The organism is Rhizorhabdus argentea (assembly GCF_037861105.1).
Taxonomy (GTDB): Bacteria; Pseudomonadota; Alphaproteobacteria; order Sphingomonadales; family Sphingomonadaceae; genus Rhizorhabdus; species Rhizorhabdus argentea.
Genome location: NZ_JBANFK010000021.1, coordinates 52,659 through 71,009, shown reverse-complemented (window position 1 = coordinate 71,009; position 18,351 = coordinate 52,659). Strand labels below are relative to the sequence as shown.

The window sequence follows — 18,351 nt, the reverse complement described above, 5'->3', positions numbered from 1 at the left end:
GGCTCGTCTCCGCATCGTCGCGAAGATTGAATCAGACCCTCAACACCACTTCAAGGCAGTTTTTCAACAGAATCGGGTCGGGAGTCGCCGTTCGATCCACATCAGCGCGGAATGTCGAGGTTGGGGTGGTTAGCAATCGTTGACCACGAAGGTGCAACAGCGACACCTGAGCCAGGGGCGTCATATCGCCGCATGGTGACAAAGCTTCGGGTGGTGGCGGCAAAGCCGGTGCCAAGCAGCGTCGGCGCGATACAAGCTACGGTTGTGGCGGACCTGCGCCTTGGGTAAGTCGGCTGTGACACGTCAGCCGGATTTCGAGGAAAAACAATGGCGCACGAACAGGTCTCCATCCGCACGGCCGACGGCGAGTGCCCCGTGCACATCCTCACCCCGGCTGGGCAGGGGCCTTGGCCGGTAGTGATTGTCTACATGGATGCCCTTGGCATCCGGCCGGCGCTGATCGATCTTGCCAAACGGCTAGCGAAGAATGGCTATTTGGCCGTGCTGCCGGACATGTATTACCGATCCGGCCCGTACCAGATGCCGACGCCTACCGAAGCATTTGCAAGCAGGGACCTGATGGCCATCATCGGGCCGCACATGGCGAAGACCGGCCCGCTCAAAGCCGCCGAGGATACCGGCTACATCCTCGACTACATGGATAGGCGTAGCGATGTGGGGGGCAGGAAGGTCGGCACTGTCGGCTTCTGCATGGGGGGCGGCATGGCCCTCGCCGCAGCAGGGATATGGCCGGACCGGGTCGCCGCTGCCGCCAGCTATCATGCAGGCGGGATCGCCTCGGATGCACCGGACAGCCCGCACCGTCTTGCGACCAAGATGAAGGGGGAGATTTATGTGGCAGGGGCGGAAAACGACGGAAGCTATCCGCCCGAAATGGCGCGCCGCATGGACAAAGCGCTCAGCGATGCCGGTGTGAACCACCGTTGCGAGATCTACGAAGGCGCCTTGCACGGATGGATGAAGCCGGACTTCCCGGTCTACAACAAAGAGGCAGCTGAGCGCGGCTGGCGAGAGATGTTGAGTCTTTTCTGGCGTAACCTCCGCCAGCAGCCACACTGAACCACACCGCAATCGCAGGGGATCTGACGGGGGCGGATGGGGGCGTTCCACCAGGCAGAAACGACGCGCTCGTCAAGGCATCAGCGCGGCGGCGGTAGCGAGGCCCACTGCCAAGGCCCATAGATCGCCCATCCGATGGGAGACGATGTCGAAGGAGGTCCCGCTTGGCAGCCTATAGTCCTGCACAGCATCCAATGGCGATCAGCGTAGCGCGGTATTCGTAGGTTTTGGGCGGGCAGAGGCCGCCAGCTGACGATGGAGTTCCCTTGAACGAGAGGAACTTACCATGGCAGCCAGTCGATCAGCACTTCGACCGAGGAACATCGGCGTTTCCAGCGTGATCGGTATCTGCCCAGGCGGATCAGTAAGCCCCCAGCTTTGCGCCAGACGTCTCTTGTCGCTGCGTTGGATTATTAGCGACCCGGCGAAATCGTCTCGCACGGCGAGCCGCTGCGCGATGGCGGCGGTGGCGGCAATAGCGCCGTCGCCGGAGAGGGGGAGCGGCCTGAGGCCCAGAGCCTTCAGCTTCGATGCCCGGGTGCCGGAAGCTCCAGCTTTAGCCGTTGTTGCGCTGGCAGGCAGCGCTGGCGGAGCAGACGGTCATTGCTGTCGGCGATCGCGCCGCGATCCGGCCGACCGTTACACCGCAGGTATCCTCGGCTTGCTCAAGCGCAAAGGTCGGGTCCGGATCGTTCGCGTAGCGCGCATACACAGCCTTTATACGAGCGCGATCACGGGTGTTGAAGGCACTCGGCCATTCTCCAAAGATGCGATCGAGCGGTTCGCCGGATCGCGCAGTCGCTTCGGGAGGCGTATCTGCCTGCGCGGGGATTGCGCTCGTTACGGCCGACCCCAGCAAAAGAACGAGACCTGCAGTCTATCGTCTAGCCAACTGACTTGGCTTTCCCCGATGCGTGGTAGGCGAATAGTTCGTCATTACGGTCCACCAGGAAGGACAGGATGTCCTCTCGCAGCTGATGAGCCATACGCTGAGCGATGATTCGGATGTCTGCATCCCCGTCGTGGCTGCCGGCCTCGATGGACATCGCGAGTATCGTCACCAGCGCCTCGCGGATGGCTGGTGAAGAAGTGTAACTCGCGCCTAATTCCAATCGATTGGCGTCTAAGACGTCGCCAATGATTGCCGTGAGTCGATCATGCTCGTTGTCCCCCATCCAGTTTACGATAGCAGCTGAGCATATTCATCGTCAGCAGCCGTTCTATCCAAATCGGACTGGAATGGGCGTGTGCTGCCGTCTCGGGTCCATATCGACGCCAGGATCGTCGCCACGAAGTTGGGGATGGAGAAGCCAACGCTCGACACGGAGACCATCGAGCTTGCCATCCCGACGCTGATCGTGCGTCGCGGGACCGACGTGAAACTCACCATCCGCTTCGATGCACCGGCGCAGCCATCGCGTCGTGATCCCAAGCTGGTCGAGCTGATAATGAAGGCGCACCAGGCAAGGCGCCTGCCGGGGCTCGATGGCAAGCCGCCGACCATCATGGCCGACATGGAATATCAAGCACGCAACCACATCGCGCGCCTGGCGCGCCTCGCCTTCCTCGCCCCAGAGATCACCACATCGATCTTCGAAGGATCGCAGCCCGCCGGATTGTCGGTCCGCAAGCTGCTGCGCACGTCGGATCTTCCGATGGACTGGACGCAGCAAAAGCATATGCTCGGATTTGGCTGACCTCCAGCAGCTGCACACCCAAGGGCGGTGCCTCGGCGCCGCCCATTTTTGTTGGTGGTGCATCGAAGCCTGCTCGGGGCAATCGCAGTGTCAGTAAAGTGGGGGTCGGAGACTTCGGGCTATTTGCCGCCACTGCCCTTGGGCAAATGCGTCTCTGTCCGATGCTCGCGCAATCCCGCTGCCCAAACTCACGGGAAATAGGGGAGAATTCAGCTCTTCAGCGACGGTCTCGTAACGGCCGTTACGCAGTGAGAAAAATGGCTCCCCGGGCCTGATTCGAACAGGCGACCATTCGATTAACAGTCGAACGCTCTACCGCTGAGCTACCGGGGATCGCATTTCCACGCCAAGGCGAGGCGCGCCTATAGCAGCGGCTTCTCTCGCGTTGCAACCCCCTTAAAGGGCATTGATGCACGAGCCGAATTCCGCGGTCCAAACCGCGGCTCAGAACGCGAACTGCTCCATGGTGATGCGATCGTCGAGCGCATGTTCGGGATCGAACAACAGCGTGAGCGGGCTGGTCCGGTCGATGCCGATGCTGATCTGCGCGACATCGCGGACTTCGCGCTGGTCGGCAACCGCGCTGACCGGACGCTTGACCGCATCCAGCACCCGGAACGAGATCGAATTCTTGTTCGGTAAAATGGCGCCTCGCCAGCGGCGCGGGCGGAACGGGCTGATGGGTGTCAGTGCCAGCAGCGACGATTCAAGCGGCAGGATCGGGCCCTGAGCCGACAGGTTATAAGCAGTCGATCCGGCCGGGCTGGCCACAAGCACGCCATCGCATACCAGTTCGGGAAGAACGACGCGGCCGTCGACTGAAACCTCGATCTTCGCCGTCTCGCGGGTCTCACGCAGCAGCGACACTTCGTTGATCGCCGGCATCGACAGCCGCTGCCCCTCCACGGTCACGGCATCCATGCGCAGTGGCAGCACGGTGATCGCCTTCGCATGCTGCAGCCGCAATTCGAGCAGGTCGGGCCGCCAATCATTCATCAGGAAGCCCACGGTGCCGAGATTGACCCCGAAGACCGGCAATATGCGGTGCCGGTCGAGCATGGCGTGCAGGGTGCGCAGCATGAACCCATCGCCACCCAGCGCCACGATCAGCTCGGCGCGTTCGACAGGATGCCACTCGTACAGCTTGCGCAGTTCGGCGGCGGCCTCCTGCGCCGCGTCGGTCGGGGAGGCGACGAGCGCCATCCGCTTTTCGGTCATCCGCCAGTAACGCTCATGTGGCGTGATACCGCGGGCGCCGCACCCCGGTGATCGATGCGGAAAGCGTGGCGCGCCGGCTTCAGCTTCATGGCCTGATCGAGCAGCGCGTCGATCTCGCCCGGCTGGCCCTCGCGCAGCGCACGGCGCAGATCGAGACGATCATCATGGCCGAGGCACATGTAAATCTGGCCGGTCGCGGTCACCCGCACCCGGTTGCAGCCGTCGCAAAAATTATTGGTCATCGGCGTGATGAAGCCGAGCTTCGCGTCGAGCTCTTCCACGCGCACGTACCGCGCCGGACCGCCCGTCCGATAATCGAGCGGGGTCAGCGTATAGCGGGCTTCCAGTTCGCGGCGGACGCCGTCGAGCGGCAGATAGCGGTCCGTACGGTCATCCTCGACCTCGCCAAGCGGCATGGTCTCGATCAGGGTCAGGCCATGGCCTTCGGCGGCGCACCAGCGCAAGACGGGCTCGATCTCCTGCTCGTTGAGCCCCTTCAGCGCTACCAGGTTTATCTTGATCGCCATTCCCGCTTCGCGTGCGGCTGCAATGCCGTCGAGGACGGTGGCCAGATGTCCACCTCGGGTGATGAAGGCAAAACGCTCCGGATCCAGGCTGTCGAGGCTGACGTTGATCCGGCGGACGCCCGCGTCCGCCAGCATCGCGGCATGCTGGCGGAGTTGACTGCCGTTGGTGGTCAGCGTCAGTTCGTCCAGTCCGTTACCGATGCGCCGGCCAATTGCCTGGACCAGCTGGTCGATGCCCTTGCGGACGAGCGGCTCGCCGCCGGTGAGCCGGATGCGCTTGATGCCGCGCGCGATGAACGAGTCGGCGAGCGACGCCATTTCCTCAAGCGTCAATATCTCCCGCTTCGGGAGAAACTGCATCCGCTCCGACATACAATAACGGCACCGAAAATCGCAGCGGTCGGTGACCGAAAGACGCAGATAGGATATGCGGCGGCCGAAGCTGTCGGCGAGCACAGCGTCTTCTGATCGCTGCGATTGATCAATGCCCGTCATTCGCATCACTCTAATCCCTGATTGTCACAGGTGGAAGCGGTATTGTCTTTGCGCCCATCGAGATGGCGCGCACTGCCGATCCGCTTCTTCGTCCCGTTCTGAGATAGGGAGCCCACAGGCGATCCACAAAGGGGCAGGCCCAAAAGCTTTGCGATTGGCCTGGGCCAGACGATACGGTAACAGTTGAGAAATGAATGGGAAACTGGCGTGAGCGAAACGGCTGCCGCGATCGGCTCCGGCAGGGCAAGGCTGCCGCTCTTCCTTTTGTCGTTCCACGATCGGAACGACTTGGGCGGCCAGGTCGAGGCAGCTGGCTGGCAGGTGATCGCCGCCCGGCGCGCCGATGCGATCGAGCGGCGTTTCATCGCGTCGGGCGCGACGATCGCTATCATCGATGCGCGCCATGCGGACGAGGAGGCGGTGGCCGCGTGCGCCACGGTTTCCGCGGCGGTCGCCTCGGCCGGGGCGGCGTTGCTGGTGATCGTCGACGGTGCCGGCGCGCTTGAGCGCTATCACGACGCGGGCGCAACCCATTATCTGTCAGCCCCATTCGACGCGGCGGAACTCTGCATGGCCCTGCGCTTTGCTGATCGATATGTGGAGCGACTGGCGGGCGGCGACCGCGCTGCATCGGAGCGAGCTTCGCTGCGGCTGGCCGAGTCAGAAGCATGGATCTGGAAGCCGGGCGACCGCATTGTGACGCTCAGCTCAGCCTTCGCGGATCGGATCGGCGCGAGTAGCGAGACTGTGCCGATGTCGACGCTGTTCAGGCTGATGGACCGCCCGAGCCGACGCCTTGCCCGAAACGCGATCGATCGCCTGCTCGCTACTGGCCGCGCCACCGCTTTCGCACATCGCAGCGCGCTCCACGGCGACCGGATGGCGCACCATATCTCGTTCGACGAAGACCGAGCCGCAGTGGTCGGCTGGCTGGAAATCACTCGCCAGGACGCTGAAGCGGATGGGGCCGGAACGGATACGCTGACCGGTCTGCCCAAGGTGGAAGGCATCCGCAACTGGGTCGAGGAGCGGCTCGCGGACGAGGCTGCACCCGATCCGCGTTGTGCACTATTGGTGCTTGGCGTCATGCGATTCGGCCTGGTCAATGCAGCATTTGGGCGGACGACGGGTGACGCGGTGCTGCAAGGGGTGGCGCGGCGGATAGAGCGGGTGATCGACCGCGTCGCGCTCGGTGATGCGATGATCGCGCGCACCGCGGGTTCCGAGTTCGCAATCGCCCTCGGGCCGCCCGTCACTGCGGAAAGCGCCGGGCTGATCGCCAACCGCCTGGTCGAAAGCGTAGCCTGGCCCTTCGTATCGGGGGAATCTCTGATCCCGCTGTCGTGCCGGGTCGGCATCGCAGCCGCCGACGCCGAAGGGCGGCGCGACGCCGGTACGTTGTTCCAGCGGGCGGCGGCAGCGCTGGCGGCGGCAAAGCATGGCGATGCGGGTCTGGTCCGCGCACTGGATGCCGATAGCGAGGCCGAGGCCAATCGCCGCAACCAGCTCGAGATAGATCTGCGCCGGGCTCTCGACCATGACCAGATCGATATTCTCTTCCAGCCGCAGGTCGATATCGGAACCGGCCTGATCATGGGGGTCGAGGCGCTCGCCCGCTGGCGTCACCCGCAACTCGGCGAACTGGGCGCGGTGCCGCTGTTCGCGACTGCAGCGCGGTCAGATTTTGTCGTGCAGCTCTCCGCCCATGTCCAACAGCGCGCCCTCCAGCTTGCCGCCGCCTGGCCCGAGACGTTGCGCGAGCTGCGCGTGTCGGTGAACGTCACGTCCGCCGATATCGCACGCTCCAATTTCGTCGAGGATTTTCTCGGCCGGGTCGACGAGGCAGGATTCCCGCGCGATCGCCTGACGGTCGAGGTCACCGAGAGTGGGTTGATTTCCGACCTTGCGCGGGCGGCCGAACTGCTCGCCCGCCTGCGCCGGGCCGGTCTGCGCGTGGCGATCGACGATTTCGGAACCGGCTATTCGAGCCTCGCCTACCTCAAGGCGCTGCCGCTCGATTATCTCAAGATCGACAAGACGCTTGCCGAGGATATCACCGGATCGACCCGCGACCGGATCGTCGTGCGCGGTGTCATCGACATGGCGCGCTCGCTGGGCCTGTCGGTCATCACCGAGGGCGTCGAAACCCAGGCCCAGCTCACGCTGCTCGCGCGCGAGGGGTGCAACTACTATCAAGGCTATCTCTGCTCACCGCCGGTCGACAGCGCGACGCTCGAGGCGATGCTGGTCGAGCGGGCGGAGATGGCGCCGGCCGAAGAACCGCTGGTGTAGCGCGACTGCCGAGCGCATCGGCGGCGCGAAGGCTCTCCTTACCCCAATATCTTTGCAAGGCCCCGCGACAGCTGCAGCGCACCGTTCAGCCGCGCCTTGGCGTCGGGCCACGGCCGGGTGATCACTAGCCTATTGTCGGGGCGCAGCTTTGCGCTGTCCTTCAACCGGTCGACATAGGCGAGTAATCCCGGGATGTCCGGGAAGCTGTCATTGTGGAACGTCACCAGCGCACCGCGCGGGCCCGCGTCCAGCTTTGCGACGCAGGCGTTGCGGCAGTTCAGCTTCGTCTCGATGACCGTCAGCAGGTTCTGGGTGGCTTCGGGCAGCGGCCCGAAGCGGTCGATCATCTCGGCAGCGAAGGACTCGATCTCCTGCTTGGTTTCCGCCTCGTTCATGCGGCGATAGAGGCCCATGCGCAGATCCAGATCGGGGACATAATCGTCCGGTATCAGGATCGGCGCATCGACGGTGATCTGCGGCGAGAAGGCCTCGCGCCGCGGCTGGGCGACGCCATCCGCCCTTGCATCGAGGATCGCCTCCTCAAGCATCGACTGGTAGAGTTCGAAGCCCACCTCCTTGATGTGCCCCGACTGCTCGTCGCCCAGCAGGTTGCCGGCGCCGCGGATATCGAGATCATGGCTGGCGATCTGGAAGCCGGCGCCGAGCGTGTCCAGATTCTGCAGGATATGGAGGCGCTTTTCCGCAGTCTCGGTCAGGCTGCGGGTGCCGGTGGTCAGATAGGCATAGGCCCGCGTCTTGGCGCGCCCGACGCGACCGCGCAGCTGATAGAGCTGGGCGAGGCCGAAGCGGTCTGCGCGGTTGACGATCAGCGTGTTGGCTGAGGGGATGTCGAGCCCACTCTCGATGATCGTGGTCGATACCAGCAGGTCGAACTTGCGGTCGTAGAAGGCCGACATCCGCTCCTCGACCTCGCTCGGCGCCATCTGACCATGGGCGACGACATAGCTGATCTCGGGTACCTCCTTGCGCAGATATTCTTCTATGTCGGGCAGATCCTTGATCCGCGGCGTCACGAGAAAGCTCTGCCCGCCGCGATAATGTTCGCGCAGCAGCGCCTCGCGGATGACCACGCCGTCCCAGGGCGCGACATAGGTGCGGACCGCAAGCCGGTCGACCGGCGGCGTCTGGATCACGCTGAGTTCGCGCAGACCGGACATCGCCATCTGCAAGGTGCGCGGGATCGGCGTCGCCGTAAGCGTCAGCATATGCACGTCGGTCTTGAGCGCCTTCAGCCGCTCCTTGTGGGTGACGCCGAAGCGCTGCTCCTCATCGACGACGACCAGCCCGAGCCGCTTGAACTCAATGCCCTTGGCGAGAAGCGCATGGGTGCCGATGACGATGTCGAGCGTACCGGCCGCGAGGCCATCCTTCACCTTGCGTGCGTCACCGGCGGTAACGAGCCGCGAAAGATGACCGACATTCACGGGGAAGCCGTGGAAGCGCTCAACAAAGTTCCGGTAGTGCTGCCGCGCTAGCAGCGTGGTGGGGCAGATCAACGCCACCTGCATGCCGCCCAATGCCGCGACAAAGGCGGCGCGCAGTGCGACCTCGGTCTTGCCGAAGCCGACGTCGCCGCAGACCAGCCGGTCCATCGGCTTGCCTGCGCCGAGATCCTCGATCACGTCGGCGATTGCGCGATCCTGATCATCGGTCTCCTGGTACGGGAAGCGATCGACGAACTCGTTATAGCCGCTTTCGGGCTGGATCACCTCGGCGGGCCGCAGTGCGCGCTCGGCAGCGGTCTTGATCAGCTCGCCCGCGATTTCGCGGATCCGCTCCTTCATCTTTGCCTTGCGCGACTGCCAGGCGACCCCGCCGAGCTTGTCGAGCTGGACGCCCTCGGTCTCGGCGCCGTAGCGGCTGAGCACGTCGATATTCTCGACCGGCACATAGAGCTTGTCGCCGCCGGAATAGCTGAGCGCGACACAATCGTGCGGCGATGTGCCGACCGGGATCGAGGTCAGCCCCTCATAGCGGCCGATGCCATGATCCATATGGACGACGAGATCGCCCGGCGTGAGCGTTGCCAGCTCTGCGAGAAAGGCATCGGCCGATTTCTTGCGCTTCTGCCGGCGGATCAGCCGGTCGCCCAGCATGTCCTGCTCGGTGAGCAGGGCGATATCGCCGCTGGTAAAGCCGTGGCCGAGCGGAAGGACGGCGAGCGCGACCTTGGCGACTCCGGAGCCCAGCGACTCCTTCGCGTCGAGCGCCTGTCCAAGAGCCTCCTGCCAGCTTTCGGCGAAGCTCAGCCGTTCCAGCCCATGATCGCGCAACAGCCCGGCAAAGCGTTCGCGCGCGCCGCCCGAATAGCTGGCGAGGACGACGCGCTTGCCGGCCTTGGCCAGCGCGTCGACATGCTCGATCACCGCGTCGTAGATGTTGACGCCCTGGGTCCGCTCAGGCGCGAAATCGCGCGCCGATTCCACGGCCATGTCGAGGACCTTCGCGCTCTCGGGCTCATCGAAGGGTGTGACAAGGTGGATCGGGCGGTCGGCGATCGCCGTCGCCCATTCGTCGCTGGTCAGGTAGAGCTCGGCGGGCTCGAGCGGGCGATAGCTGCCCGGATCGGCGCTGCGTGCGCGGACGCGGTTGGCATGATAATCGGTGATCGCTTCGAACCGCGCTTCGGCGGCCTTGCCCGAGCCCGCTTCGCGAATGATCAGGTCCTCGGGCGTGAGATGGTCGAACAGCGTCGTCAGCCGCTCCTCGAACAGCGGCAGCCAATGGTCCATGCCTGCCAGCCGCCGTCCGTCCGATACCGCCTGATAGATCGGATCTCCGGTGGCGCTGGCGCCGAAGCGCTCGCGATAGCGGCTGCGGAATCGCTTGATCGATTCCTCGTCGAGCAGCGCTTCGGAGGCGGGCAGCAGCGTGAAGCCCTTGATCGTGCCGATAGTGCGCTGGTCGGCGGCGTCGAACTGGCGGACATTCTCGATCTCGTCGCCGAAGAAGTCGAGCCTCAGCGCGTGCGGCTCACCCGACGGGAACAGGTCGACCAGCCCACCGCGCACGGCATATTCGCCGGGGTCGGTGACGGTATCGGTGCGGACATAGCCGTTCGCCTGGAGGAGTGCTGCAAGCTTGTCGCGGTCGATCCGCTCGCCGGGCGCGAGCCGGGCCACCAGTTGGCGAATGCGGAATGGGGTCAGCACCCGCTGGGTGATCGCGTTGACGGTCGTCGCGATCAGCAGCGGCCCTTGCTGTTTCGCCTGGAGCGCGTGGAGCGTCGCCAGCCGGTCGGAGGTCGCGCGCAGCGCAGGGCTGGCGCGGTCATAGGGCAGGCAATCCCAGGCCGGGAAATGCAGCACGGAAAGTTCCGGAGCGAAATAGGCGGCGGCGTCGACCACCGCCTGCATCGCCTGGTCGTCAGGCGCGACGAACACCAGCCGGCCAGTGCGGACCGCGACGGCACGGGCGAGATCGGCGAGCAGCCAGGGCTGGAAGCCGATCGGCGCGCGGGCCAGCGTCAGCGGTTCGCCAGCTTTGAGGATGCGTTGAAGGTCTGTCATAGGATTCGTTCTGTTGCTTTGCGCAGAAGTCGTTGGGGAGCGGGCCGGCCCCATCCGTCATCCCAGCGAAGGCTGGGATCTCACTTTTCTCGCCAGAAGGCAGAGAGATCCCAGCGTCCGCTGGGATGACGAAGGATATGTGAGCGACCGGCTATTATCACCCGGGGATGTCGATGTAGTCGATGCGCTGCATCCGCTCCATCATCGGGCCCTGCCATTCGGACGGCACCGCGATAGTGCCGATCGCCCAGCCCATGATGTCGACATCTTCCTGGTTCAACAGGCCCTCGAACCAGTCGAGCGCAATTTCGTCCCATCCCTGGTGAAGCCGGTCGAAATAGCCGCCGATCATATAGTCGGCCTCGCGGGTGCCGCGGTGCCAGGCACGGAAGCGCAGGCGTTTCAGGCGATCTTCGCGGTTCATGGAAATCCTGACTTCAGCAAATGCAAAACAGCCGACGGGCGATTGGCAAGCCCGTCGGCGGAACGTTAGAAGCCATCTAGTGATGCGCCCCGATATTCTCAATCCGTTGTTCGCCGAAGTCGAAGCGCTGAAGGGCGTGGGGCCGACGCTCGCCAAGCCGCTCAAGAAACTGCGGCTGGAGCGGATCGTCGACATGCTGTTCCACCTGCCGACCGGCACGATCGAGCGCAAGCCGGTCGATACGGTCGAGGCCGAGGACAGCGGCCGGATCATCACCGTGCGGCTCGTGCCGGTCAGCTATCGCGCCTCTGGCGGCCGGGGGCCGTTCCGGGTGGGCGCGACCGACCAGGCCGGCAATGTCGTCAGCCTCGTCTATTTCGGCGGCAATCCGGGCTGGGCGAAGAAGCTGCTGCCGATTGGCGAGCCGCGGATCGTCTCGGGCAAGCTCGAAATCTACGGCCAGGAACTGCAGATGGTCCATCCCGACCATGTGCTGCCGGTCGCCGAGGCCGCCGACCTGCCGGCGCGCGAGAGCGTCTATCCGCTGTCCGAAGGACTGACCACCCGCCGCCTCGGGCAACTGATCGAGCAGGCGATCGCACGCGCGCCCGAACTGCCGGAGTGGATCGAGCCGAATCTTCAGGCGGCGCGCGGCTGGCCGGGCTGGCGCGAGGCCATCGTCCGTGCTCATGCCGATCCTGCCGACGAGCTGGCGCGCGCGCGCTTGGCCTATGACGAGCTGTTCGCCAATCAGCTCGCCCTGATGCTGGTCCGCGCCTCCTCGCGCCGCCGCCGCGGGACGCCGCTCGTCGGCGATGGCCGGCTGCGCGACGCGCTGAAGCTGCCCTATGCGCCGACCGGTGCGCAGCAGCGCACGGTGGCCGAGATCGAGGGGGACCTCGCCCAGCCGGTGCCGATGACCCGGCTGCTGCAGGGCGATGTCGGATCGGGCAAGACGCTGGTGGCAACCATGGCGCTGCTGACGGCTGTCGAGGCCGGCGCCCAGGGCGCGCTGCTGGCGCCAACCGAGATCCTCGCGCGCCAGCATTATGCGACGCTGAGCCAAACGCTCGCGGGCTTGCCGGTCAATGTCGCGATTCTCACCGGCCGCGAGAAGGGCAAGGCGCGCGAGGCGACCTTGATGGGCCTGGCCGACGGTTCGATCGACATCTTGATCGGCACCCATGCGATCTTTCAGGAGAAGGTGGGCTATCGCAATCTCGCGCTGGCGGTGGTCGACGAGCAGCATCGCTTTGGGGTCGCCCAGCGGATGCTGCTCCAGGCCAAGGCCGAACGGCCGCCGCACCTGCTGGTGATGACCGCCACCCCGATCCCGCGCACGCTGACGCTCAGCCATTATGGTGAGATGGACGTCAGCCGGCTCGATGAGATGCCGCCCGGCCGACAGCCGATCGAAACGCGGGTGATCGCGGGCGAACGGCTCGATGAGATCGCCCAGGCGCTCGGCCGGCATATGGCCCAAGGCGGCCAGGCCTATTGGGTCTGCCCGCTGGTGGAGGAGAGCGAGCAATCCGACCTTGCTGCCGCCGAGAGCCGCGCCGAGAGCCTCCGCCAGCTGTTCGGCGACAGGGTCGGCGTGGTCCATGGCCGAATGAAGGGGCCCGAAAAAGATGCGGTGATGGCTGCCTTCCAGTCGGGCGCGCTCGGCGTCCTCGTCGCGACGACGGTGATCGAGGTGGGCGTGGACGTGCCGAACGCCACGCTGATGATCATCGAGGGCGCCGACCGCTTCGGCTTGGCCCAGCTTCACCAGCTGCGCGGCCGCGTCGGGCGTGGCGACCAGCATTCGATATGCCTGCTGCTGCGCGGCAATGTGCTGTCGGAGACATCGCGCGCACGGCTCGCGCTGATGCGCGAAACCAATGACGGCTTCCGCATTGCCGAGGAGGATCTGCGGCTGCGCGGCGCCGGCGAGATATTGGGGACGCGTCAGTCGGGCGAGGCGGAGTTCCGGCTGGCCGGGCCGGAACGGACCGCGGCGCTGATCGAATCGGCGACCCAGGACGCCCGGCTGCTGGTCGATCGCGACGGCGGACTGGAAGGTGAGCGCGGCCAGGCGGCCAGAACGGCGCTCTATCTGTTCGAGCGCGATGCGGCGGTGGGGCTGTTGCGGGCGGGCTGACGCCGGGGACAGGTCCAATGCAGTGTTAGTTGGCGACCCGTTGAACCCATCACTCCATCCGGTGGTTGGCCGCCCCGGCACTCTTCCCCAGCATTTCGTCACCCCGGGCTTGACCCGGGGTCCCGCTCTCAACTGCTCAAGCCACCGTATCGAATAGGTCCTGCCACTCTGGATTGCCACGCTCGATCAGCGCGAACTTCCACGCGCGCCGCCAAGCGCTTGACGCGCTTCTCGTGCGTGATGGCATCGGTGATCGAGGGTGCGTCCTCGGCCCACCAGGCAATTCTTAGCGTTTGCAGAAATCTGATCCTTCGCTCGTTCGGTGCTGATGGATACGGGCTGGGAGGTCGGCGGTAACGCCGACATACAAGGTGCCGCGATAGCGATCGGCCATAATATATACCCAGCCGCCAATTTGTCCCATGCGCGGAATGGAACGGAAGCGGGACCCCGGGGCAAAGCCCGGGGTGACGATGAGGTCAGCGAGAGGCCGCTCTCCACCCCCGAACAGTCGCTTCGTCACCGCTCTCGGGAGCAGCTACCCTTGAATCCCGGACAGATCGGTGGAAGGCTCATCGCTCCACGAAGCAGAGAGAGGACAGAATGTCGGGCTGGTGGGACCGCGCGGTAGTCCCGCACATGATCCGGCTCGGCTGCGGCTGTCGGATGATGGCCGAGCACCGCGCCAGACTGATTCCGGAGGCGGCGGGCCGGGTGCTCGAACTCGGTATGGGTTCGGGGACCAATCTGCCCTTTTATAATTCATCGAAGATATCGGAAGTGATCGGTGTCGAACCATCGCCCGAGCTGCGCGCGATGGCCGCGCAGGCGCCGCGCGCTGACGGGCTGACGGTGCGGATCGAGGATGGCATCGGGGAGGAGCTGCGCTTCGACGCCGGGAGCTTCGACACGGTGGTGTGCACCTTCACCTTGTGCTCGGTCCACGATCCCGAGCGGACGCTGGCCGAGGCGCGGCGGGTGCTGCGGCGGGGCGGGGTGCTGCTGTTCCACGAACATGGCGGCGCGCCCGATCCGGGGGTCGCCACCTGGCAGCGGCGGATCGAGCCGCTGTGGAAGTCGATCTTCGGCGGATGTCACCTCACGCGGCCGGTCGGCGCCGCGATATCCCGGCACTTCACGATCGATCGGATCGACGCATTCTACCAGCCGAAGATGCCGCGTTTCGCGGGTTGGATGGAAACGGGCCGGGCGCTGGCGAGCTGATCCGCATGGTCGTTATCCCAGCCCCACCGCCCTCGTCGCGGGTGGGGCTGGGATAGCGTTCTTTGGAGGACTGTGGGAGCAGCGCGCTGGAGGCCGCGCTGCTCCCACCCTCTCACCCCATTGGCCAGCGCTGACGCTTGGCGCGGGCGGCGTTCAGCATCGCGGTATAGGCATAGCTGTCGATCGGCTTGATGAACTCGGCGCCGACGCGGCCGCCCAGCGACCACATCACCTTGGCGGCAATCTGGCCGAGCCGCGGCAGCGCCAGCCGGACGATCGTGCCCTTGGGCGTCTCGCCATATTCGCGGACCATGAAGCCGAGCGGCGAGATGTTGACGAGCAGCACGTCGCTGGCATGATCCTGCGTGAACATTCGCGTCGGCAGCGCGACCTCGTCGCGCGGCGCTCGTCGCTGCTCGGCGTATTTTGCATCCTCGTCGACGCCTGGCGTCAGTGTCTGGGCAATCTGGGTCATGAGTTCATGTCCTTGTTTCAACACGAGAATTGCCCACAGACCTTATCAACTCGTTACCCGTTACGGTGAAGCAAGGGTTAAGCCGTATTTCTCCTGAGCGGTGATCGTCGAGAAGTTGGCCACCTTCGTCCCTGCCGTCAGCGCCGCAGATCGGCGGGGACGATCGGCGAGGAGATGATCGCTTCCATCCGGCGCCATCGTGCCGCCGGGGAAGCCCCGGAAGCCGCCAGATCTACCGCTGCCATGTCCTGACCCAGCCCATAGTTGATGACGTAGCTGCGATAATGGTCGGTGAACGACAGCGACTGCTCCGCGCTTGCGGCTGACCAGCTGATAGGTCTGGATCAGGTCCAGTGCGGTGTCGCGATTAACCTTCCCATCGAGGTACATCGCGGCGATCGTCATCCGCGCGCCCGCCAGCCGGTGCAGCAGATCGAGCAATTGCGCATAGGGTGCTGCGCTGGCGGGATCGAGGCCAGCGAGCGGGTAGAGCGTCGCGGCCTCGAACGCGGCCCGCTCCGGACCGGGAAAGGCGAGGTCGATCCCGCTATTGGCCGAGCCTTCGGTGATGAAGCTCTGCGGGCTGAACAGCGGATAGACGGTGAACTCTGCCCAGCCTTACTCGCGCGAGATTTCTGGATCGTCTATAGGTGAGCCGCTGCAACAGGAGTCCTTTGACCCGTCCCAAGGCTGGGAGTGGATGCTGAAACAAGTTCAGCATGGCGGCTCGAGTTACCGCGTCAGCACCCCATGCGTTTTCTTGCCGGCGGACAGCTTCACGCTTTCCGCGCCGATCGTCACCACCGCCGCCTCGTCGGATATCTTCTCGCCGTCGATCCGTGCGCCGCCGCCCTTGATCAGCCGGCGCGCTTCGCCCTTCGACGCGACCAAACCAAGACCGACCAATGCGTCGACCATTGCGATTGAGCCTTCGGGTACCGCTAGCGTCGGCAGATCCCCGCCCGCCGCGCCTTCCTCGAAGGTCCGCCGCGCGGTCTCGGCGGCCGCCGCCGCCGCTTCGAGGCCACGGCACATCGCCGTCGCCTCGTTGGCGAGGACAATCTTGGCGAGGTTGATCTCCTGGCCCTCGAGCGTCTCGAGCCGTTCAATCTCGCCGAGCGGGAGGTCGGTGAACAGCCTCAGGAAGCGGCCGACATCCTTGTCGTGCGTGTTCCGCCAGAACTGCCAGTAATCATAGGACGGCAGCTGCTCCTCGTTGAGCCACACCGCGCCCGACATCGTCTTGCCCATCTTGCCGCCATCGGCGGTTGTGATCAGCGGGGTGGTGACGCCGTACACCTCGGAGCCGAGCATCCGCCGACTCAGCTCGATGCCGTTGACGATGTTGCCCCACTGGTCCGATCCCCCCATCTGCAGCCGGCAATTGCGGCGGCGGGCAAGCTCCATGAAATCATAGGCCTGTAGGATCATATAGTTGAACTCGAGGAAGCTCAGCGATTGCTCGCGGTCCAGCCGCAGCTTCACCGAATCGAAGCTCAGCATCCGGTTGATCGAGAAATGCTGGCCGACTTCGCGCAGGAAGGGGATATATTCCAGCTGGTCGAGCCAATCGGCATTGTCGACCATCACCGCATCGGTGGGGCCGTCGCCGAACGTCAGGAAACGCTCGAACACCCGCTTGATCGACGCGACGTTGACCGCGATCGTCTCGGTCGTCAGCAGCTTGCGCGCCTCGTCCTTGAAGCTCGGATCGCCGATCTTGCCGGTGCCGCCGCCCATCAGCACGATCGGCTTATGCCCGCTCTGCTGCATGCGCCGTAGCAGCATGATCTGGACGAGGCTGCCGACGTGGAGCGACGGGGCGGTCGGATCGAAGCCGATATAGCCGGGCACCACCGTCGACGCCGCGAGCGCATCGAGCGCGCTGGCGTCGGTTACCTGATGGATATAGCCTCGGCTATCGAGGAGGCGCAGCAGATCGGAGCGATATTCGGTCATGACGCGCGGGCGATTAGCATGGGGCAGGAGCGAAGGGTAGGTTTCATACCTCGGCGTTCTCCCTTATCCATCACCCCGGCGGAGGCCTGGGTCTCGGGCGGCAAGGGCGCGCGCTGTTCTCCCGAGATTCTGGCGTCCGCCGGAATGACGTATTGAGGTTCGGACATGGGAAAAGACAAGATGCTCGCGGTCGGATTGATGTCGGGCACCTCGCTCGACGCGATCGACGCCGCGCTGATCGAGACCGATGGTGCCGGCCATATTCGGCCGATCGCGTTCCGCTCCGATCCCTACAGCATCCAAGCGCGCGAGCAGTTGCGCGAGGCGGCAGCGCTCGCGCTCAGCTTCGAGAAGCCGCGCCCGAGTCCGCCGATCGTCGCGGCGGAGGAGATGCTGACCCGGCGCCACATCCTCGCCGTGCGCCAGCTGCTGGCCGCGGCCGGCGTCGATCCGGCGCAGGTCGACGTGATCGGCTTCCACGGCCAGACCATCGCCCACCGACCCGATCGCGGCTGGACGTGGCAGATCGGCGATGGCGCCGCGATGGCGAAGGCGCTCGGCATCCGCGTGGTCAACGATCTGCGCTCGGCCGACGTCGCGGCGGGCGGGCAGGGCGCGCCGCTGCTCCCGGTCTATCATCGCGCGTTGACCATGGGCCTCGATGCGCCGGTCGCCGTGCTCAATCTCGGCGGTGTCGGCAACATCACCTGGCTTGGCGCGGGCGAGGTGGATGTGATGGCGTTCGACACCGGGCCCGCCAACGGGCTGATCGACGACTGGATGCGGGCCGAGACCGGATCGCCCTATGACGCCGGCGGGGCCTTTGCGGCGCGCGGTACGGTCGACCAGGCGGTGCTCGGCGCCATGCTCGACAATGACTGGTTCGATGCTCCGCCGCCCAAGTCACTCGACCGTGCGGATTTCACCATCCAGCCGGCGCGGGGGCTGTCCGCCGCCGACGGTGCGGCGACGCTGACCGCTTTCACCGCAGAGACGGTGGCACTGGCGCTGCGCCACCTGCCGGAGCGGCCGCAGCGGCTGATCGTCGCGGGTGGCGGGCGACATAACCCGACGCTGATGGCGATGATAACGGTTGCCACCAACATCGCCGCCGAACCGATCGAAGCGCTCGGTTGGAACGGCGACGCGACCGAGGCGGAGGGCTTTGCCTATATGGCGGTGCGGGCGCTGAAGGGGGAGCCGATCAGCTTCCCGGGCACTACCGGGGTGCCGAAGCCGATGACTGGCGGCGTGGTGCACGACATTTAATCCTCTCCCCTGCAGGGA

The 18,351-nt window shown here is 65.2% G+C and carries 14 protein-coding genes, 1 tRNA gene and 1 pseudogene; 6 read left to right on the top strand and 10 right to left on the bottom strand.

Going from position 1 to position 18,351, the window contains the following annotated elements:
- Positions 1 to 327: 327 nt before the first annotated feature.
- Complete coding sequence (locus AAC645_RS16620; RefSeq protein ID WP_340317621.1) at positions 328 to 1,080, top strand: dienelactone hydrolase family protein; 753 nt, start codon at positions 328 to 330, stop codon at positions 1,078 to 1,080.
- Between the two features lie 884 nt (positions 1,081 to 1,964).
- On the opposite strand, the gene AAC645_RS16615 is transcribed toward AAC645_RS16620, so the two are convergent.
- Complete coding sequence (locus tag AAC645_RS16615; protein WP_340317620.1) at positions 1,965 to 2,255, bottom strand: hypothetical protein; 291 nt, start codon at positions 2,253 to 2,255, stop codon at positions 1,965 to 1,967.
- Positions 2,256 to 2,327: 72 nt separating this feature from the next.
- Between AAC645_RS16615 and AAC645_RS16610 the strand changes: the two genes are divergently transcribed.
- Positions 2,328 to 2,777 carry a hypothetical protein gene (locus tag AAC645_RS16610; RefSeq protein ID WP_340317618.1) on the top strand — a complete coding sequence of 150 codons (450 nt, stop codon included), beginning with the start codon at positions 2,328 to 2,330 and terminating at the stop codon, positions 2,775 to 2,777.
- Between the two features lie 258 nt (positions 2,778 to 3,035).
- Here AAC645_RS16610 and AAC645_RS16605 read toward each other — a convergent pair.
- From AAC645_RS16605 to moaA, 3 genes are all read right to left on the bottom strand, one after another.
- Positions 3,036 to 3,110, bottom strand: a tRNA-Asn gene (locus AAC645_RS16605).
- A 111-nt stretch (positions 3,111 to 3,221) separates the two neighbouring features.
- Positions 3,222 to 3,995 carry an NAD kinase gene (locus tag AAC645_RS16600; protein WP_340317617.1) on the bottom strand — a complete coding sequence of 258 codons (774 nt, stop codon included), beginning with the start codon at positions 3,993 to 3,995 and terminating at the stop codon, positions 3,222 to 3,224.
- Complete coding sequence (moaA, locus tag AAC645_RS16595; protein WP_340317616.1) at positions 3,992 to 5,017, bottom strand: GTP 3',8-cyclase MoaA; 1,026 nt, start codon at positions 5,015 to 5,017, stop codon at positions 3,992 to 3,994. Before moaA ends, AAC645_RS16600 begins: the two co-directional genes overlap by 4 nt.
- A 207-nt stretch (positions 5,018 to 5,224) precedes the next feature.
- On the opposite strand from moaA, the gene AAC645_RS16590 reads away from it, so the two are divergent.
- Positions 5,225 to 7,309 (top strand): putative bifunctional diguanylate cyclase/phosphodiesterase, encoded by a 2,085-nt coding sequence (locus tag AAC645_RS16590; RefSeq protein WP_340317615.1) that lies wholly within the window; start codon positions 5,225 to 5,227, stop codon positions 7,307 to 7,309.
- 38 nt (positions 7,310 to 7,347) lie between these two features.
- On the opposite strand, the gene mfd is transcribed toward AAC645_RS16590, so the two are convergent.
- Entirely contained in the window at positions 7,348 to 10,839 is a 3,492-nt protein-coding gene (gene mfd, locus AAC645_RS16585) for a transcription-repair coupling factor (protein ID WP_340317614.1), read from the bottom strand.
- Between the two features lie 157 nt (positions 10,840 to 10,996).
- A complete protein-coding gene (locus AAC645_RS16580; protein ID WP_340317613.1) occupies positions 10,997 to 11,263 on the bottom strand; it encodes an FAD assembly factor SdhE in 267 nt (88 codons plus the stop codon).
- On the opposite strand from AAC645_RS16580, the gene recG reads away from it, so the two are divergent.
- Positions 11,262 to 13,406 (top strand): ATP-dependent DNA helicase RecG, encoded by a 2,145-nt coding sequence (gene recG, locus AAC645_RS16575; protein ID WP_340317612.1) that lies wholly within the window; start codon positions 11,262 to 11,264, stop codon positions 13,404 to 13,406. The two genes, AAC645_RS16580 and recG, sit on opposite strands and share 2 nt — an antisense overlap.
- A 136-nt stretch (positions 13,407 to 13,542) precedes the next feature.
- On the opposite strand, the pseudogene AAC645_RS16570 reads toward recG, so the two are convergent.
- Positions 13,543 to 13,830: pseudogene (locus AAC645_RS16570) on the bottom strand (GIY-YIG nuclease family protein).
- A gap of 179 nt (positions 13,831 to 14,009) precedes the next feature.
- On the opposite strand from AAC645_RS16570, the gene AAC645_RS16565 reads away from it, so the two are divergent.
- A complete protein-coding gene (locus AAC645_RS16565; protein ID WP_340317610.1) occupies positions 14,010 to 14,630 on the top strand; it encodes a class I SAM-dependent methyltransferase in 621 nt (206 codons plus the stop codon).
- Positions 14,631 to 14,742: 112 nt separating this feature from the next.
- On the opposite strand, the gene AAC645_RS16560 is transcribed toward AAC645_RS16565, so the two are convergent.
- From AAC645_RS16560 to tyrS, 3 genes are all read right to left on the bottom strand, one after another.
- Positions 14,743 to 15,105, bottom strand: a complete 363-nt coding sequence (locus tag AAC645_RS16560; RefSeq protein ID WP_340317609.1) for a PilZ domain-containing protein — start codon at positions 15,103 to 15,105, stop codon at positions 14,743 to 14,745.
- 60 nt (positions 15,106 to 15,165) lie between these two features.
- Positions 15,166 to 15,510, bottom strand: a complete 345-nt coding sequence (locus AAC645_RS16555) for a hypothetical protein (RefSeq protein ID WP_340317607.1) — start codon at positions 15,508 to 15,510, stop codon at positions 15,166 to 15,168.
- A 327-nt stretch (positions 15,511 to 15,837) separates the two neighbouring features.
- Positions 15,838 to 17,064, bottom strand: coding sequence for a tyrosine--tRNA ligase (gene tyrS, locus AAC645_RS16550; RefSeq protein WP_340317605.1), 1,227 nt, complete (start codon positions 17,062 to 17,064; stop codon positions 15,838 to 15,840).
- A gap of 180 nt (positions 17,065 to 17,244) precedes the next feature.
- On the opposite strand from tyrS, the gene AAC645_RS16545 reads away from it, so the two are divergent.
- Positions 17,245 to 18,333, top strand: a complete 1,089-nt coding sequence (locus tag AAC645_RS16545; protein WP_340317627.1) for an anhydro-N-acetylmuramic acid kinase — start codon at positions 17,245 to 17,247, stop codon at positions 18,331 to 18,333.
- Positions 18,334 to 18,351 lie beyond the last annotated feature (18 nt).

Bases quoted from the DNA above. Each gene is read 5' to 3' on its own strand.
- AAC645_RS16560 (WP_340317609.1), bottom strand. From the start codon at position 15,105: ATGACCCAGATTGCCCAGACACTGACGCCAGGCGTCGACGAGGATGCA.
- moaA (WP_340317616.1), bottom strand. From the start codon at position 5,017: ATGACGGGCATTGATCAATCGCAGCGATCAGAAGACGCTGTGCTCGCC.
- AAC645_RS16580 (WP_340317613.1), bottom strand. From the start codon at position 11,263: ATGAACCGCGAAGATCGCCTGAAACGCCTGCGCTTCCGTGCCTGGCAC.
- recG (WP_340317612.1), top strand. From the start codon at position 11,262: ATGGAAATCCTGACTTCAGCAAATGCAAAACAGCCGACGGGCGATTGG.
- AAC645_RS16555 (WP_340317607.1), bottom strand. From the start codon at position 15,510: ATGACGATCGCCGCGATGTACCTCGATGGGAAGGTTAATCGCGACACC.
- tyrS (WP_340317605.1), bottom strand. From the start codon at position 17,064: ATGACCGAATATCGCTCCGATCTGCTGCGCCTCCTCGATAGCCGAGGC.
- AAC645_RS16615 (WP_340317620.1), bottom strand. From the start codon at position 2,255: ATGGGGGACAACGAGCATGATCGACTCACGGCAATCATTGGCGACGTC.
- AAC645_RS16565 (WP_340317610.1), top strand. From the start codon at position 14,010: ATGTCGGGCTGGTGGGACCGCGCGGTAGTCCCGCACATGATCCGGCTC.
- AAC645_RS16600 (WP_340317617.1), bottom strand. From the start codon at position 3,995: ATGACCGAAAAGCGGATGGCGCTCGTCGCCTCCCCGACCGACGCGGCG.
- AAC645_RS16620 (WP_340317621.1), top strand. From the start codon at position 328: ATGGCGCACGAACAGGTCTCCATCCGCACGGCCGACGGCGAGTGCCCC.
- mfd (WP_340317614.1), bottom strand. From the start codon at position 10,839: ATGACAGACCTTCAACGCATCCTCAAAGCTGGCGAACCGCTGACGCTG.
- AAC645_RS16545 (WP_340317627.1), top strand. From the start codon at position 17,245: ATGCTCGCGGTCGGATTGATGTCGGGCACCTCGCTCGACGCGATCGAC.